The 15657-nt window shown below is 57.7% G+C and carries 19 protein-coding genes; 15 read left to right on the forward strand and 4 right to left on the reverse strand.

Features of this window, described 5'->3' with window-relative positions; genetic code table 11:
- Nucleotides 1-201: 201 nt before the first annotated feature.
- The 6 genes from K9U38_RS12525 (at nt 202) to K9U38_RS12550 (ending at nt 4861) form a co-directional block, all read left to right on the forward strand.
- Complete coding sequence (locus K9U38_RS12525; RefSeq protein ID WP_224494668.1) at nt 202-414, forward strand: hypothetical protein; 213 nt, start codon at nt 202-204, stop codon at nt 412-414.
- Between the two features lie 71 nt (nt 415-485).
- Nucleotides 486-1433 carry an ABC transporter substrate-binding protein gene (locus K9U38_RS12530; protein ID WP_224494692.1) on the forward strand — a complete coding sequence of 316 codons (948 nt, stop codon included), beginning with the start codon at nt 486-488 and terminating at the stop codon, nt 1431-1433.
- 78 nt (nt 1434-1511) lie between these two features.
- Complete coding sequence (locus K9U38_RS12535) at nt 1512-2246, forward strand: ABC transporter permease (RefSeq protein WP_370631917.1); 735 nt, start codon at nt 1512-1514, stop codon at nt 2244-2246.
- Complete coding sequence (locus K9U38_RS12540; RefSeq protein ID WP_224494670.1) at nt 2206-2964, forward strand: ABC transporter ATP-binding protein; 759 nt, start codon at nt 2206-2208, stop codon at nt 2962-2964. The genes K9U38_RS12535 and K9U38_RS12540 overlap by 41 nt, the downstream gene beginning before the upstream one ends.
- Entirely contained in the window at nt 2961-3920 is a 960-nt protein-coding gene (locus tag K9U38_RS12545; protein ID WP_224494671.1) for a quinoprotein relay system zinc metallohydrolase 2, read from the forward strand. The genes K9U38_RS12540 and K9U38_RS12545 overlap by 4 nt, the downstream gene beginning before the upstream one ends.
- An 86-nt stretch (nt 3921-4006) precedes the next feature.
- On the forward strand, nt 4007-4861 hold the full coding sequence (locus tag K9U38_RS12550; RefSeq protein WP_224494672.1) for a quinoprotein dehydrogenase-associated SoxYZ-like carrier: 855 nt from the start codon (nt 4007-4009) through the stop codon (nt 4859-4861).
- Between the two features lie 32 nt (nt 4862-4893).
- Here the strand turns inward: K9U38_RS12550 and K9U38_RS12555 are convergent, their stop codons facing one another.
- A complete protein-coding gene (locus tag K9U38_RS12555; protein WP_224494673.1) occupies nt 4894-5244 on the reverse strand; it encodes a hypothetical protein in 351 nt (116 codons plus the stop codon).
- Between the two features lie 500 nt (nt 5245-5744).
- Here K9U38_RS12555 and xoxF5 point away from each other — a divergent pair, with 500 nt between their 5' ends.
- The 9 genes from xoxF5 to pqqE all read left to right on the forward strand — a co-directional run bounded on the left by xoxF5 (nt 5745) and on the right by pqqE (nt 13045).
- Nucleotides 5745-7526, forward strand: a complete 1782-nt coding sequence (xoxF5, locus tag K9U38_RS12560; protein ID WP_370631918.1) for a lanthanide-dependent methanol dehydrogenase XoxF5 — start codon at nt 5745-5747, stop codon at nt 7524-7526.
- Between the two features lie 168 nt (nt 7527-7694).
- Nucleotides 7695-8219, forward strand: coding sequence for a c-type cytochrome, methanol metabolism-related (locus tag K9U38_RS12565; RefSeq protein WP_224494675.1), 525 nt, complete (start codon nt 7695-7697; stop codon nt 8217-8219).
- Between the two features lies 1 nt (nt 8220).
- Nucleotides 8221-9087 carry a substrate-binding domain-containing protein gene (locus K9U38_RS12570; protein WP_224494676.1) on the forward strand — a complete coding sequence of 289 codons (867 nt, stop codon included), beginning with the start codon at nt 8221-8223 and terminating at the stop codon, nt 9085-9087.
- A 67-nt stretch (nt 9088-9154) separates the two neighbouring features.
- Nucleotides 9155-9658 carry a PQQ-dependent catabolism-associated CXXCW motif protein gene (locus tag K9U38_RS12575; protein WP_224494693.1) on the forward strand — a complete coding sequence of 168 codons (504 nt, stop codon included), beginning with the start codon at nt 9155-9157 and terminating at the stop codon, nt 9656-9658.
- A 77-nt stretch (nt 9659-9735) separates the two neighbouring features.
- Nucleotides 9736-9831: a pyrroloquinoline quinone precursor peptide PqqA gene (locus tag K9U38_RS12580; RefSeq protein ID WP_100002498.1), complete on the forward strand. Its 96-nt coding sequence runs from the start codon at nt 9736-9738 to the stop codon at nt 9829-9831.
- 97 nt (nt 9832-9928) lie between these two features.
- A complete protein-coding gene (gene pqqB / locus K9U38_RS12585; protein ID WP_224494677.1) occupies nt 9929-10867 on the forward strand; it encodes a pyrroloquinoline quinone biosynthesis protein PqqB in 939 nt (312 codons plus the stop codon).
- Nucleotides 10864-11619, forward strand: coding sequence for a pyrroloquinoline-quinone synthase PqqC (gene pqqC, locus K9U38_RS12590; protein ID WP_224494678.1), 756 nt, complete (start codon nt 10864-10866; stop codon nt 11617-11619). The genes pqqB and pqqC overlap by 4 nt, the downstream gene beginning before the upstream one ends.
- Nucleotides 11616-11915 (forward strand): pyrroloquinoline quinone biosynthesis peptide chaperone PqqD, encoded by a 300-nt coding sequence (gene pqqD / locus K9U38_RS12595; RefSeq protein ID WP_224494679.1) that lies wholly within the window; start codon nt 11616-11618, stop codon nt 11913-11915. The genes pqqC and pqqD overlap by 4 nt, the downstream gene beginning before the upstream one ends.
- On the forward strand, nt 11912-13045 hold the full coding sequence (pqqE, locus tag K9U38_RS12600) for a pyrroloquinoline quinone biosynthesis protein PqqE (RefSeq protein ID WP_224494680.1): 1134 nt from the start codon (nt 11912-11914) through the stop codon (nt 13043-13045). Before pqqD ends, pqqE begins: the two co-directional genes overlap by 4 nt.
- Nucleotides 13046-13216: 171 nt before the next feature.
- On the opposite strand, the gene K9U38_RS12605 is transcribed toward pqqE, so the two are convergent.
- Genes K9U38_RS12605 through pedB form a run of 3 tightly spaced genes read right to left on the reverse strand, consistent with a single transcriptional unit; the run spans nt 13217 to nt 15521 of the window.
- Nucleotides 13217-13855, reverse strand: a complete 639-nt coding sequence (locus K9U38_RS12605; protein WP_224494681.1) for a hypothetical protein — start codon at nt 13853-13855, stop codon at nt 13217-13219.
- Nucleotides 13852-14718 carry a lanthanide ABC transporter permease protein PedC gene (pedC, locus tag K9U38_RS12610; RefSeq protein WP_370631914.1) on the reverse strand — a complete coding sequence of 289 codons (867 nt, stop codon included), beginning with the start codon at nt 14716-14718 and terminating at the stop codon, nt 13852-13854. The genes K9U38_RS12605 and pedC overlap by 4 nt, the downstream gene beginning before the upstream one ends.
- Nucleotides 14715-15521 (reverse strand): lanthanide ABC transporter ATP-binding protein PedB/LutE, encoded by an 807-nt coding sequence (gene pedB, locus K9U38_RS12615; protein ID WP_224494682.1) that lies wholly within the window; start codon nt 15519-15521, stop codon nt 14715-14717. Before pedB ends, pedC begins: the two co-directional genes overlap by 4 nt.
- Nucleotides 15522-15657: the final 136 nt, after the last annotated feature.

Consider the following 15657-nt stretch of genomic DNA (forward strand, 5'->3'; position numbering starts at 1 on the left):
CGATTTTGATAAGTCAATTGCCTGCCGAGGAAATAACGCCGCAGCAGCATGGGAGGTTTTCACCGGAGGCGCGATTGACGTCCGGCGGCGGGAACCGTAACTTGAGAACCGTATTTCTCATTCGGGCACCTTGAGAAGTCTAACCAACGACGTTTGCTCCTGCTTGCCGCAGGCGGTCCGGTCGGGATTGGAGGTGCTGGCATGGATGTTATCGATCTCGTCCTGACGATCTGTCTCGTGTCGAACCCGTCGAGTTGCCGGGAGGAACGGCTGCACTTCGAAGACAAGGGCGGCGGCCTGCACACGTGCATGTTCCTTGCGCCGACTGAAATCGCCAAGTGGTCCGAAGAACATCCGAAGGTGCGGGTCGTCCGGTGGAGATGCGCTTATCCTACAAATGAGCTGACACTTTAGAGGCAACGCAACCAGCTGTCAGGGAGGACATCGTGGCAAGAAAGTTTCAACGTCTCTTTCGCTTCACATTCATGCTTTTGCTCCTTCTCGGGAGTTTCGGCATTTCCGCCAGTATCGCCGCCGAAACGGTAAAGGTTGGCGTCCTCAAATTTGGCACCGTCAATTGGGAACTCGATACGATCAAGCATCACAAGCTCGACGAGAAGAACGGGGTGAACCTGGATGTCCGATTCTTCGCCAGCGAGGATGCGACGAATGTCGCAATGATGGCCGGTGACGTCGACATTATCGTCAGCGACTGGCTCTGGGTGTCCAGGCAACGTGCTTCCGGCGAGGATCTGACATTTGCGCCCTATTCCAGTTCCGTTGGCGCATTGATGGTCCCTGGCGGTTCGCCGCTGAAAAGCCTCGCCGATCTGAAGGACAAGAAGATCGGTGTCGCGGGCGGCCCCCTCGACAAGAGCTGGCTGCTCATGCAAGGCTTGGCGAAACAGCAGTTGTCAGTCGACCTGGCCGCGCAGAACGAGATCATCTATGGCGCACCGCCACTACTGGCCGAAAAAGCGCAACAGGGTGAGCTCGACGCCGTCCTGAATTTCTGGAACTTTTGCGCCCGCCTTGAAGCCAATGGCTTTCGCCGGCTGATCAGCACGAGTGATGCCGCAAAGGCGCTGGGTGCCTCCGGGACGGCATCGGCGATCGGCTACATCTTCCATGACAAATGGGCCACCGCGAATCCGCAGGCGATCGAAGGTTTCATCAAGGCCAGCGGCGATGCCAAGGCACTTCTCGCCCGGTCCGATGCGGATTGGCAACGACTGGCGCCTGTCATCAAGGCCGAAGGCCGTGAACTCGAGGTGCTGCGGGATCGGTATCGCGAGGGAATTCCCAAGGGAGGCGTGGCCGAAGAAGAGGCGGATGCCGAAAAGCTGTACGCTGTCCTGGCCGAACTCGGCGGTTCGCGGCTCGTCGGCCCCGCCAAGACATTGGCCCCTGGCACGTTCTGGAGGGGCGATTAAATGGGTTATGCGGTTACCGATTCCGAACGGGTCGAAGCGCCGCCCGTTGCGGCGCCGTCCCGATGGAGTTCACCCGTCATGGTCGTGCTGTCGTTCGCTGTATTGCTTGTCGCATGGCATGTCGGAGCGACCCTCTGGCCGAGCCGGTCGTTCCCAGCTCCATTGAGCGTCCTTCAAACCTTCATCAGCGAAACCGCCAGTGGCGACCTGCCCTACAATCTGGCTATTACACTCTGGCGCGTTGCAGCCGCCTTTTTTCTTGCCATGACCATTGGATCCGTGATCGGCGTCCTGCTCGGAAACCACGCTCGCGCCGATCAGTTCTTCAATCCCTGGCTTATACTTTTCCTCAACATACCGGCGCTCGTCATCATTGTGCTCGCCTATATCTGGTTCGGCCTGAATGAAGCCGCCGCGATCGGGGCGGTGGCGGTCAACAAGATTCCGAATGTGGTTGTTACCATGCGGGAAGGCACACGCGCGCTTGACCCCCGCTATGCGGAGATGGCCAAGGTCTACCGCCTCGGTGCGTTCGATCGCCTGCGCCATGTGCTGTTGCCACAGCTGCAACCCTACATTGCCGCGTCTTCGCGCTCCGGCGTTGCCCTCATCTGGAAGATCGTACTGGTCGTCGAACTGCTTGGCCGGTCGAACGGTGTGGGTTTCCAGATCAATCTGTTCTTCCAGCTCTTCGATGTCGCTGCGATCCTGGCCTATACCCTGGCTTTTGTCGCGGTGATGCTTTTCATAGAACTTGTCGTGGTGCAGCCTCTTGAACAAACATCCACTCGCTGGCGCCGCCGCGCGGCTTAAGGTCAATATCGAGCATAAATCGTTCCGGTCTTCGAACGGCGGAGCGATCGACGTATTGCAGGATCTGCAGTTTGAAGTGGCGCAGAACGAGTTCGCCTGCATTCTCGGCCCATCCGGCTGCGGCAAGACCACGACGCTGCGTATCCTGCTCGGACTCGAGCACGATTACAGGGGCACCATCCAGCTGCCGGGGGTGGCTCAGGCGCGCATGGGGGCAGTGTTTCAGGAGCCGACGCTTCTGCCGTGGCGGACGGTCGAGGAAAATGTGCGGCTCGCCATGCCCAGGCAGCAGCGGCAGGCAAGCCTTGATACGCTGTTTGGTCAGCTCGGCCTTTCGAGCATGCGCAACTTCTATCCGGGAGAACTTTCGCTCGGCCTTGCGCGCCGCGCCGCGATCGCACGGGCATTGGCGATAGAGCCGGACATTCTGCTTCTCGATGAACCCTTCGTTTCGCTGGACGAAGCGACGGCACAGCAATTGCGGTATTTGCTCATGACGGTTTGGTCCGAGCGCCCGACGACCGCGCTGATGGTGACGCACAACCTGCAGGAGGCCATCATGCTGTCCGACCGGATCATCGTCCTCTCGGAGCGTCCCGCCCATGTGATCGGCACGTTCGATATCCGGTTGCCGCGGCAATACCGCAGCGAGCAGGTCAAGGCCGATCTGCTGCGCTCTTTCAATGAGAAGTTCGCCGGTACGAGGAACGCGCCATGATCCATCCAACACGGCGGAGCGTTCTCAAGACCAGTGCTTTCCTTGCGTATTGCTGCATGGGTCAGTTCAGCGCTGCGCGGGTGCTACAGTCCGAGAGCGGACCCTTGCCCGTCACCGAAATCGATGACGGTGTCTTTGCATTCTCCGGTGCGGACGAACTCATGCGTGCGCAGAACAGGGGTGAAATTTGCAATGTCGGCTTCATCATCGGCAAGGAAGCGGTGGCGGCAATTGACAGCGGCGGGAGTGTCGCCGAGGGCAGGGCGCTGATCGCGGCGATCCGCGCCGTTTCAGACAAACCCATTCGCTATCTGATCAATACCCACATGCATCCCGATCATATCTTCGGCAATGCTGCCTTCGACGATGCCGGGACAACCATTGTCGGCCATCATAACCTGCCGCGTGCGCTCGCCAGCCGCGGCGATTATTATCTGCAGAGCTTCCGCGCGAGCATGGGCGCGGACCTCATGGCGGATATAAGGATCATACCTCCAACGCAACTGATTGCCGGCGAGGAGACGCTCGATCTCGGCGGCCGGCCGCTGACGCTCCGGGCATGGAAGCCCGCGCATACGGACAACGACCTGACCGTGTTCGATCAAAAGTCCAACGTTCTTTTCACTGGCGACCTCTGCTTCATCGGCCACCTTCCAACTATGGACGGCTCAATTCCCGGCTGGATGGATCAACTCGAACCACTGAAGGCGGTCAACGCCCGGCTTGCTGTTCCCGGCCACGGTCCCGTCCCGTCGAAATGGCCGGAAGCACTCGACGATGAGCGCCGTTACTTTGAAGCCCTTGCCCGCGACATCCGCAAATCGATTGCCGATGGCGTGCCAATGGCAGAGGCGGTCAAGACGGCGGCTGAAAGCGAACGATTGAACTGGCAACTCTTCGAGGAATACAACGAACGTAACGCAACAGCGGCCTTTGCCGAGCTGGAATGGGAGTGAGCGGTCCTCAAGTTTGCCAGACCAGCCTGCAAGGTGGTATAGTAATGTCTGGCCGGGCACCGCCAACGTCTTGGTGGAGGCAGTAGATGACGATCATTCCGACAGACCGACACAATCGGATGATGCCGTTTGTTCTTTTGGCACTGATGGCAATTGCAGTTCCCTTGTCTGCAAATGCGCAGGGAACGAGCGTCCCCGAGAGCACTACCTGGAATAGCCTGAAAGGCGACGTCTTCGGACAGCAGGCGATTGCGCCGGCTGATGGCGTTGTTTCGATCGAAGCTCCCAAACGCGCCGAAGATGCGGCGCTCGTGCCCATCGACCTGCGTTTCAAGACGGATGCAACGTCGGGCCAGATCAAGGCGGTGACACTTATCGTCGATGAAAATCCGGCGCCCGTCGCGGCCGTGTTCAAGTTCGGCAAGGATGCGGGTGTAACCCACCTTGCCACACGGTTGCGCGTCAACGCCTATTCCTACGTCAGGGCGATCGCGGAAACCGAAGACGGAAAGCTGCTCATGACGCAGACCTTTGTGAAGGCCTCCGGAGGATGCTCGGCACCGGCGCTCAAGAACCAGGACGAGGCGATGGCTTCGCTCGGCAAAATGAAGCTGCGGGTGTTCCCATCCAACGCGCCCGGCATTGAACCAAAGACACGCGCAACCGAAATGCAGCTGATGATACGCCATCCCAACAATTCCGGGCTGCAGATGGACCAGCTCACGCGCTACTATATCCCTGCGCATTTCATCCAGGGCTTGACGGTATCGCAGGGCGACCGGCTTATCATGTCGATGGAGGGCGGCATTTCGATTTCGGAGGACCCGAACTTCCGTTTTGAGTTCGATGCCCGGCCGGGCGAAGACGTGAGAGTTGAGGCAGCGGATACGGAGGGTAAGAAATTCCAGGACGAGTGGCCGCTGCAACCGTCCAGTCTCTGATGCGTATCAGAGCCCTCCAGGCATGAACAGTGCTAGAAGCAGCGGATATCTGCTTCCGCCTGAGCCCGTTTGAGTTCGGTTGTCGCAGCCTTGGCCGGCGCGCTCTCACGGAAGAGCACGCCATTCTCTCCCGGCACCTGCCCCATCTGCTTGAAGGTCTCCGCCGCAACGTAATGTTCGTAGGTCACGACGGAGGAAATCACATCAATGGAACAGGAGCATCGCTGCAGTGTGTCGCGGTTCTCGCCATTGGCTTTCATGCAGCCATACACGTACTCCGCAAGGGTCGAAGTAGGGTAATCTGACGCTGCGTTTGCCGGCAAAGTCAGGCATAATGCTGCACCTGCTAACAGGGCGATCCTGGCGATTCTGGAAGCACTCATCGAATTTTTCGCTTTCATCCTGTTGAAATATACATTTTTCAAGTAGATAGCAAAAGTTGATATTGGACTGCAAACATAAATGTGAATTTAAGTATCAATTTCCGTGACAGCGCCATTTGACAGAATTTGGTAATCAAATCGATTGCTTACTGCATTGCGAAAGATATGTATTGCAATGCAGCAAATATAAATTGAGAAACATGCTTGCGTAATGCAAATGTTTCTCCTATCGTCCACTTGTTTCCGGCTTCAAGGACGTTACCGTCAAGGGAGTGGTGACAGTCTTCGTAGGCCAAGCGGGGTGGGCAGTAACGGTGCCCTCTGCGCGCCTGGCTTAGGTCGTGACACGCTGCCGGAAATACTTCCCATTTGCGTGAGCTGATGGAGCGGAACTGTCTTTTGAAGCGGCGCCGTCCGATGGTTCATTAAAGTGAACTTAGGGAGGACTCATAATGCGTGTACACAAGAAATTAATTGGAATTGCATTGGCTACAACGGCCATGTCGTTCTCATTGGCGGGAGGAGCCTTTGCCAATGACGACTTGCAGGGCTTGATTACTGATTCCAAGAACTGGGCGATTCAGACCGGCGATTATGCCAACACCCGGTATTCAAAACTTAACAAGATCAATGCGGACAACGTCAAGAACCTTCAGGTTGCCTGGACGTTTTCAACTGGCGTGCTGCGCGGCCATGAAGGGGGCCCGCTCATAGTCGGCGACGTTATGTATGTCCATGCGCCATATCCCAATACGGTTTATGCGCTTGATCTTAACAATGACGGCAAGATCCTCTGGAAATACGAGCCCAAGCAGGATGCGAACGTTATTCCTATTATGTGCTGTGACACGGTCAATCGCGGCGTCGCCTATGGCGATGGCAAGATATTCCTCTATCAGGCTGATACGACACTTGTTGCTCTCGACGCCAAGACCGGCAAGCCGGTCTGGTCTGCCAAGAACGGCGATGTAGCGGATGGCAGCAAGGGCGAATCCGGCACATCAGCTCCAATCGTCGTGAAGGACAAAGTCATTGTCGGTATTTCCGGTGGTGAGTTTGGTGTTCGCGGCTCGTTGACCGCCTACAACATCAGCGATGGCAAGCAGGCATGGCGGGCTTATTCGATGGGTTCCGACAAGGACACATTGATCGATCCGGAAAAAACCACCCATCTCGGCAAGCCGGTCGGTGCTGATTCAGGTACCAATACCTGGGAAGGTGATCAGTGGAAAATCGGTGGCGGCACAACATGGGGTTGGTATTCATATGATCCCAAGTTGAACCTGATCTATTACGGCACGGGTAATCCATCGACGTGGAACCCCAGCCAGCGTCCTGGTGACAATCGTTGGTCGATGACAATCATGGCACGCGATGCGGATACTGGCATGGCCAAATGGCTTTACCAGATGACCCCGCATGACGAGTGGGACTATGACGGCATCAACGAGATGATCCTTGCCGATGGCATCGAGGTCGGTGGCCAGGCCCGCGACGTTCTCGTGCACTTCGACCGCAATGGTTTCGCCTATACGATGGATCGTGCAACCGGTGAACTTCTGGTCGCAAAGAAATACGATCCGGCCGTGAACTGGGCGACGGAAGTCGATATGGACAAGGATAGCAAGACCTACGGCCGCCCGAAGGTCGTGGACAAATACTCGACCCAGCATCAGGGCGAGGACGTGAATACGACAGGAGTCTGCCCGGCAGCTCTTGGCACCAAGGACCAGCAGCCGGCGAGCTATTCGCCAAAGACCAAGCTTTTCTACGTTCCGACAAACCATGTCTGCATGGACTATGAACCTTACAAGGTCAGCTACACCGCCGGTCAGCCTTATGTCGGCGCCACTCTGTCCATGTACCCAGCTCCAAACAGCCATGGCGGCATGGGCAATTTCATTGCCTGGGACGCTGCAAAGGGTGAAATTGTCTGGTCCAAGCCAGAACAGTTTTCAGTCTGGTCGGGCGCGCTCGCAACTGACGGCGATGTCGTCTTCTACGGGACGCTCGAAGGCTATCTGAAAGCAGTCGATAAGGACGGCAAGGAACTTTACAAGTTCAAGACTCCTTCCGGCATTATCGGCAATGTCACCACATACGAACACAAGGGCAAACAGTATGTTGCCGTTCTGTCCGGTGTTGGTGGCTGGGCTGGCATCGGTCTTGCTGCCGGCTTGACGAAGCCAAATGAGGGTCTGGGTGCCGTGGGCGGCTATGCCGCGCTGTCAGACTATACGGCTCTCGGCGGTCAGCTGACCGTATTCACCGTTCCGGACTGATCGGGACGAAGCGGACACGTTGGCCTGCAAATTGCAGGCTCGCAAAACAGGGCGCCCGGCTCAGACCAGGCCGGGCCCCTCGTGTCATCAACCAATGACGATCAATCACGACCGTTCATCCGGTGCCGGAAGGCGCCGATCCAACGGATTGGAATGCGAGGTTAACGAATGCCCATTCGAATGACATTTATTGCCGTTACTGCCGGCCTTGCCCTGTTGGCAAGCCAGGGCAGCACCTATGCCGACGACAAGGCGGCCGCCGCGGTTGCCTCCGACGACAACGGCAAATATGCCGATAAGGAGGGAAATCCTACATTCAAGATCCAGGAAGATGGTACGGTGGACTGGTATACCTACAGCGGATTTCGCCGGTTCAATTCAGACTGTTTCGTTTGCCATGGCGCAGACGGCGCGGGTTCGTCCTTTGCTCCGGCTCTGGCCGAATCCCTGAAGACGATGCCCTATGCCGACTTCCTTTCCATTGTGGCCGAAGGACGCAAGAACCTCAGTGCCGGCAAGGAAAATGTCATGCCGTCATTCGGTAACAACAAGAACGTCTACTGCTACATGGACGATCTTTATGTCTACCTGCGTGCCCGGGCGGTTGGCGATCTGCCCCGTGGCCGGCCGGCCAAACACGAGGACAAGCCACAGGCTGCCAAGGATGCGGAAGCATCATGCATGGGTGGATGAGATGACTGCATACGGACGATCTCTGTTGAACTGGATCGGGCGATGTCTCGTGGCGGTGGCCATTGTGGCGATACCGTCCAGCGTCCTGGCGCAGGGCGCCGGCCTCGGCGCCGCGGGCGAATTGGTCGATCCGGATGTGCTGCGGGTTTGCGCGGATCCATCGAACATGCCGTTCTCAGATGAGAGCGGCAAGGGATACGAAAACAAGCTTGCCGACCTCGTTGCCGCAAAGACTGGGAGGAAATCGGTCGCTTACACCTGGTATCCCATGGCGACCGGCTTCGTCCGCAATACGCTCAGGTCCAATCGCTGCGACATCATCATGGGCTATGCCCAGGGCGACGAACTGGTTCAGAACACCAATGCCTACTACCGTTCGACCTATGTCATGATCTACAAGCCGGGCGGCGGGCTCGATGGTGTCGAGACGATCGAGAATACCAAGCTTGCAGGCAAGAAGATCGGCGTCGTAGCCGGCACACCGCCTGCCGCCAATCTTGCAGCGGCAGGGTACATGCGCAACGTGCGTCCCTATCCGCTGATGGTCGATACGCGGCTTGCGCCTTCCATGGCCGAAGTCATGATCAAGGAACTCAAGAGCGGCGTCATCGACGTCGCCATCCTATGGGGGCCGATGGCCGGGTACTACGCCAAGGAGATCGACCCCAATCTTGTGGTCATACCGCTGGTCAAGGAAAAGTCCGGGCATATGGCCTACCGCATCACCATGGGTGTTCGCCCCTCCGATCAGGAATGGAAACGAACACTCAACAAGGTGATCCGGGAAAACCAGGCGGAGATAAACAAGATACTTCTCGATTATCAGGTTCCGCTGATCGACGAGAACAACAAGCCCATCACCCAATAGCTGGAGGGGTTGTTACGTGAGGAAATGGGTGCGGCACGGTTTTGGAGCGGTGGCCGGTCTGTTCGCAATGATGGCGACGGCGGCGGTTGCAGGGGAGACTGTTGCAGAACCTGCGGGATACAGGATGGAGGAATACCGCGCCGCCGTTCCTGCCTCGCTGAAAGGAGCAAAGGTCGTCTCAACCGAGGAAGCCATTGCGCTTTGGAAGGACAAATCGGCGGTGTTCGTCGATGTTCTTCCCCACGATCCGAAGCCGGCAAATCTTCCGGCCGGAACGATCTGGAAGGAGAAGGTACGGGAGGACATTCCAGGCAGTATCTGGCTTCCCAATGTGGGTTATGGCGTCATCAACAAGGAGACCGAGGCCTATTTCCGCAAGGGATTGGCATCGCGACTGGGAGACGACACGAATCGAAAGGTGCTTTTCTATTGTATGGACAATTGCTGGATGTCGTGGAATGCGGCCAAGAGGGCTGTCGAATGGGGATACCGCTCGGTGCTTTGGTACCCCCAGGGTACGGATGGCTGGGTCGCGGCCAAGCAACCCACACAAAGAAATGAACCCCATTAATTTTAATCCTGCGCCAGGGTGGCGTATGATGCCGGAGAAAGATCAGAAGCTGATCTTTGAGTGAGAAGGAGGAAAGCATGAAGAAAACATGGACAAAGCCTACCATGTGCCAGGTTGCTGCAGGGATGGAACTTTCCCGTTATCTGCCAGCCGAGCTGAAAGCAAAGAAGTAAACTCCAACCCTCGCCCTGCGTGATTTGATTTGCGTGGGGCGAATTGGGGTGATGAAGCTGGGAAACAGATTTCCGGCTATGAGGATATTTGCCCATAATGCGACTGAAAATCATTGGCTCAGCGGCAGGGGGTGGTTTTCCGCAATGGAATTGCAACTACCGATTGAGCCGTGGAGCCTGGGAAGGCGCCACCAATGTTCGTCCCCGCACCCAATCCAGCCTCGGCGTCAGTGCAAACGGGAGTGATTGGGTCTTGTTCAATGCTTCTCCTGATATTCGTCAACAGATCGCGGCAACGCCGGAGCTTCAACCACGGGCCGAGGGTCGGTTGCGTTCGACCCCGATCAGGGCCGTTATCCTGACCAATGCGGATGTCGATCACATTGCCGGGCTGCTCAGCCTGCGCGAGCGTGAGCCGTTTGTCGTCTATGCGACACGGCGCGTGTTGAAGGTCCTTGAAGCCAATTCCATCTTCAACGTCCTTGACCCTTCCATCGTGCAGCGACGTGAACTTGCATTGGGCCAGCGCACCGACATTCTCGACGTGGAAAACCACCCTGTCGGCATCACAATTGAAACCTTTCCTGTATCCGGCAAGGTGGCGCTCTTTTTGGAAGACCAGACCAAGGCCGCTGATGGTTTCGGTACGCAGGAAGGCGATACGATCGGGCTGCGCATTTCTTCGGCGGAGGATGACCGGGCAGCCTATTACATTCCCGGTTGTGCCGGCATCGACGATGCGCTGAAGCAACGATTGGGGGACGCGTCGTATCTCTTGTTCGACGGAACGGTCTTTACCGATGACGAGATGATCACAGCCGGCGTTGGCACGAAAACCGGCACGCGGATGGGGCACCTGCACATTGCTGGCGATGGTGGCTCGATGGCCGCCCTTGCGGATATCGGGATCAAACGCAAAATTTACGTTCACATCAACAATACCAATCCCATCCTTGATGAAACATCGCGCGAACGCGCGGCTGTGGAGGAGGCTGGATGGGAAGTAGCCTTTGATGGCATGGAGGTTCGGCTTTGAGCGAATTTACGGATGCGGCACGCAACGGATTGTCACCAACAGGACTCGAAGCAGTCCTGCGTGAGGTAGGCGCGGTCCGCTATCATAACCGGCACCCGTTCCATCACCAGATGACAAGTGGTGCGCTGACCAAGGCACAGATGCAGGCCTGGGCGCTCAACCGCTATTGCTACCAATCGGTTATTCCGCGCAAGGATGCTATGATCATCGCACGGTCCGATGATCCGGAATTTCGCGCCGAGTGGCGCCGGCGGATTGAAGACCATGATGGCAGCGACGGCTGGAATGGCGGCATTGCACGATGGCTCAAGCTTGCGACAGGTCTTGGCCTCGATGCTGCCATGGTCAAGAGTGAGCGGTTTGCGCTGCCTGCTACGCGCTTTGCCGTCGGCGCATATCTGTCCTTCTGCACCAATCGCAGTCTCCTTGAAGCGGTCGCTTCCTCGCTGACCGAGCTTTTCTCTCCAGTCATCATCGGCGAACGGGTACCCGCCATGCTGGCGAAGTATGAATATGTGACGAAAGACATCCTGGCCTATTTCGACAAGCGGCCGACACAGGCCTCGCGCGATTCGGACTTCGCGCTCGGCTATGTGATGAAGCATGCCGACAATCCGGAAAAGCAGCAGGCTGTCATCGATGCACTGGTCTTCAAGTGCGATGTGCTGTGGGCGATGCTCGATGCGCTCGCCCATGCCTATGGCGAGAAGGGCAATGTCCCTCCTGGCGCCTTTGATCCGGAGGCGTCATGACGCAAGAAACCCGTGTCCGTGCCATCGTGTCGATGCAATCCCAGCCGGTTCTGAAGCGGCATGTGCGGCTGCAATATGATAAGGTGCGCGAAGCTTGGGCGCTGTTGTCGCCGGAGCGGGTGTTCTGGCCGAACGAAGTCAGCCTGGACATTTTGCGCCTGTGTGACGGGCGGCACAGCGTCGCGCAGATAATCGCCCTGCTTGGTGATCTTTATGGAGCTGACGAAGCGGAGATTGGAGAGGATGTGACCAGCTTCCTGCAGGAATGGTCTGACAAATTTCTGGTGACGCTATGACGGAACCTGTCCTTCCCCCGATCGGCATGCTGGCCGAACTGACGCATCGGTGTCCGCTGCAGTGTGCCTATTGCTCCAATCCTGTCGAACTCCTGAAGGCCAACCGGGAAATGGAGACGTCTGGCTGGGTCTCGCTGTTCGAACAGGCAGCCGATCTCGGCGTCCTGCAGGTACATCTTTCCGGCGGTGAACCGACGCTTCGCAGCGATCTGCCGGAACTGATCGCCAGTCTCGCGCGCCGCGGTGTCTACACCAACCTGATCACGGCGGGGGTTGGAATTGCCGATGGCCGGATCGAGGCCTTCGCCGATGCTGGCCTGGATCACATTCAGCTGAGTTTTCAGGGAGCACGTCCGGCAACGACGGAGAAGATCGGCAATTCGCGCGGTGCCCACGAGAAAAAACTCGAGACAGCAAGACGCGTCCGGAACGTCGGCCTGCCACTGACGATCAACGCTCCCATCCATCGGCACAATATGGAAGAAGTGCCGGAATTCATCGAACTTGCCCTCTCGCTCGGCGCCGAGCGGCTGGAAATTGCCAATGTGCAATATGCAGGCTGGGCACTGCTCAACCGCAATGCCCTGATGCCGGAACGGGAAGCCGTGGAGCGCCAGGTCGAAATTGTTGAAGCGGCGCAGGAGCGCTTGCGCGGCGTGATGACGATCGATTTCGTGACTCCGGATTATTTCGCCATCTACCCCAAGCCCTGCATGGGCGGTTGGGCGCGCGATGCGTTCATGGTTGCACCCGACGGGACCGTGCTTCCCTGTCACGCTGCCGGTACGATCAAATCGTTGCATTTCGAGCGCTTTGGCGACTGGAGCCTCGCGCGCATCTGGCACGAATCGTCGGCATTCAATGCGTTTCGTGGAACCGACTGGATGCTGGAGCCATGCCGGAGCTGCGAGCGGCAGGAGATCGACTGGGGCGGCTGCCGCTGCCAGGCCATGGCGATCGCGGGCGATGCCGCGGCAACCGATCCCGCCTGCATCAAGTCTCCGCTGCATGCGCGGATGGGGGCTTTGATCAAGGAAGCAGTCAACACCAAAATGGCGGATGAATCATCCAACGCCTTTACCTACCGGCGTATCGGCCGGTCGGTCGAACTCGACCCGACTTCGGCATAGGTGCTGTACGTGGTTCGTAGCTCGACAAGCTCACTATGATGAAGCTCACCAAGAGGCCAGGCAGTGATTGCAGGAGCGAGCATCTACCGGTGGTGATTGTCTTGCAATCCACCACTCTCCTCATGGTGATCTTTTCGAACCACGCATAGCGCTCCCGCAGCAGATTTCACATCAAGGCTTTACAATCGATTGGCCGATCGTCTTGGACAGGCCATAGAGCCGCTGCTCGATGATCGTTGGAACTTCGCAAACATATGTCAGGGATTGCACGCGTTCCTCAAACACCCGGGTTTCCCATTTCAAACGCTCGTCGAGCCGCTCCAGTTCATCCGGATCGGCATCTGCCTTGGTGCGCATGGCATCGACCGCCGAGGCTTCCTTGCGCAGGTCCGATGCAAGCTCACGCTGCTTGGACGCGTAGCGCGAAATACCGGAGATGACCTGTTCGCGCTCACGATTGAGGGTCTCGAACAGCCCCTGAAACAGTTGAAACAGCTTGTCGTTTACCTCGTTCTTCGGCAGGCCCGTCGCAAACTCCACGATCTGCTTTTGAGCGGCATCAAGCGGGTTGCGCCGGGCCGCCAGTTCGCCGACCAGCTCCTGGATCCTTGAATCCGCATTCCAGTTCCCTGCCGCCTCCGGGATTTCCGGACCGTTCCAGACCTGGCCGACCGAGAGCTCTGGCACCTTGCGCTGGATACAGGGCCAGTCGGGATCGTTGCTTGCTGCGGCAAGTGCCATGTTGGGTGCGGTGATACCTAGGAACAGGCAGGCCGTGGCTACCGACGTGATATTGCTCGATCGTTTCAATTGTTTCCCATTTCCTGCTTCTTGATGACGAGACCCCGCGACGGGTCATAGGCGATGATGGCACTGGCCACGAAGACGAATGTGAAGGCGCAGACCACGCCGAGCGAGATCCATTCGATCTGGCCATAGAAGGCGAACCGGACAAGCTCTACCGCATAGGTGAACGGGTTGAGCAGGCAGATCTTGTAGAGAAGGGGGCTTGCCTCCTGCACGCGCCAGAGAGGGTAGAGCGCCGAGGATGCGAAATACATCGGGAAGATCACGAAGTTCATGATCCCAGCGAAATTTTCCAGCTGCTTGATCATCGAAGACAGCAGCATGCCGAGGGCTCCGAGCATCATGCCCGACAGGAAGAGCGCCGGCAGTATGAGGAAGTAGCCCGACACCGGCGCCTTCACCCCCCAGAACCAGGCGATGAACAGGAACGCATAGACCTGGATGATCGAGACCGCGACACCGGCGAGCAGCTTGGAGACCAATAGGAACCAGCGCGGAAAGGGACTGACGAGCAACGTCCGCATGTTCCCCATCTCCCGGTCATAGACCATGGATAGCGACGACTGCATGCCGCTGAACAGCAGGATCATCCCGCACAGACCGGGCGTGATATAGACCTCATAGAGCACATAGGTCTGGTAGGGCGGAATGATCGAAACGCCCAGTACCTGGCGGAATCCGGCTGCAAAGATGAAGAGCCACAGGAGCGGTCTGACAAGCGATGAGATGAAGCGCTCGCGCTGGTTGAGGTAACGCAGGCCTTCGCGGATAAGTATGCCCTTCAGGCACACGAGATATTGCATCAGCCCGAAGCGCTTGAGCGCCAGCGGCCTTGAAACTGAGACGGTATCGGTGAGGAGTGTCATTGCCGTTGCCCCGGATTCAATGCGACGATGCCGGTGAGCCGCGAAAATGCTTCGTTGATCGTCGTCGCACCGGCTGCCTTGACCACCTCGTTGACCGCGCCATTGGCAACAAGCCGCCCCCGGTCCAGCACGATAACCTGGTCGGCATGGCCGACCTCGTCGATCAGATGTGTCGCCCAGAGCACGCTGATACCGTTTTCCTGAACGAGCTTGCGGATGTCGGCGACGATTGCTGCCCGCGACTTGATATCGAGACCGACCGTTGCTTCATCGAGCAACAACAGGGACGGTTCATGCAACAGGGCCCTGACGATCTCAACGCGCCTGATCTGTCCGCCCGATAGGCTCCTGGCCTTCTCATGCAACCGGTCCGTCATGTCGATCGAATGCATGAGGTCGCGGATGCGCTCGTTGGCGGCCCGCGATCGGATACCATGCAGCGACGCATGGTAGGAAAGGTTCTGGTGCACCGACAGATCGAGATCGAGCGTCCGCGCCTGGAACACAATGCCGAGGCGCCGCAGGGCGTCACCAGGCCTGCGGTTTATGTCGTGGCCAAAGACGTGAATATGGCCCTCGCGCGTTGCGAACAGATGACTGACCAGAGAGAAGAGCGTCGTCTTACCGGCGCCGTTCAATCCAAGGAGCACGGCAAACCGGCCGGGAGGAATTGAGAAGGACACATTGTCCAGCGCCTGACGCTTGCCATAGGCGTAGCTTACCGAAGCAAGCTCAAGCGCGGGGTTGTCGGCGTCCGGCATGGCCTTGCCCTGGATGTCCTTCAGTCCGGCATTTGTACCCATCGCGCTCCACCCTTGGTGTCGTATGAGCCGGTCACGGTATGACCCAGACCGGCCCAACGGTTATTTGATGGTTATCTTACCCTTCATGCCCTTGTCGGCAAGGTCGGGAACCGACCAAGTGTATTCACCGGGCCGC

Origin of the sequence: Phyllobacterium lublinensis, assembly GCF_020164435.1 — a bacterium.
Taxonomy (GTDB): Bacteria; Pseudomonadota; Alphaproteobacteria; order Rhizobiales; family Rhizobiaceae; genus Phyllobacterium; species Phyllobacterium lublinensis.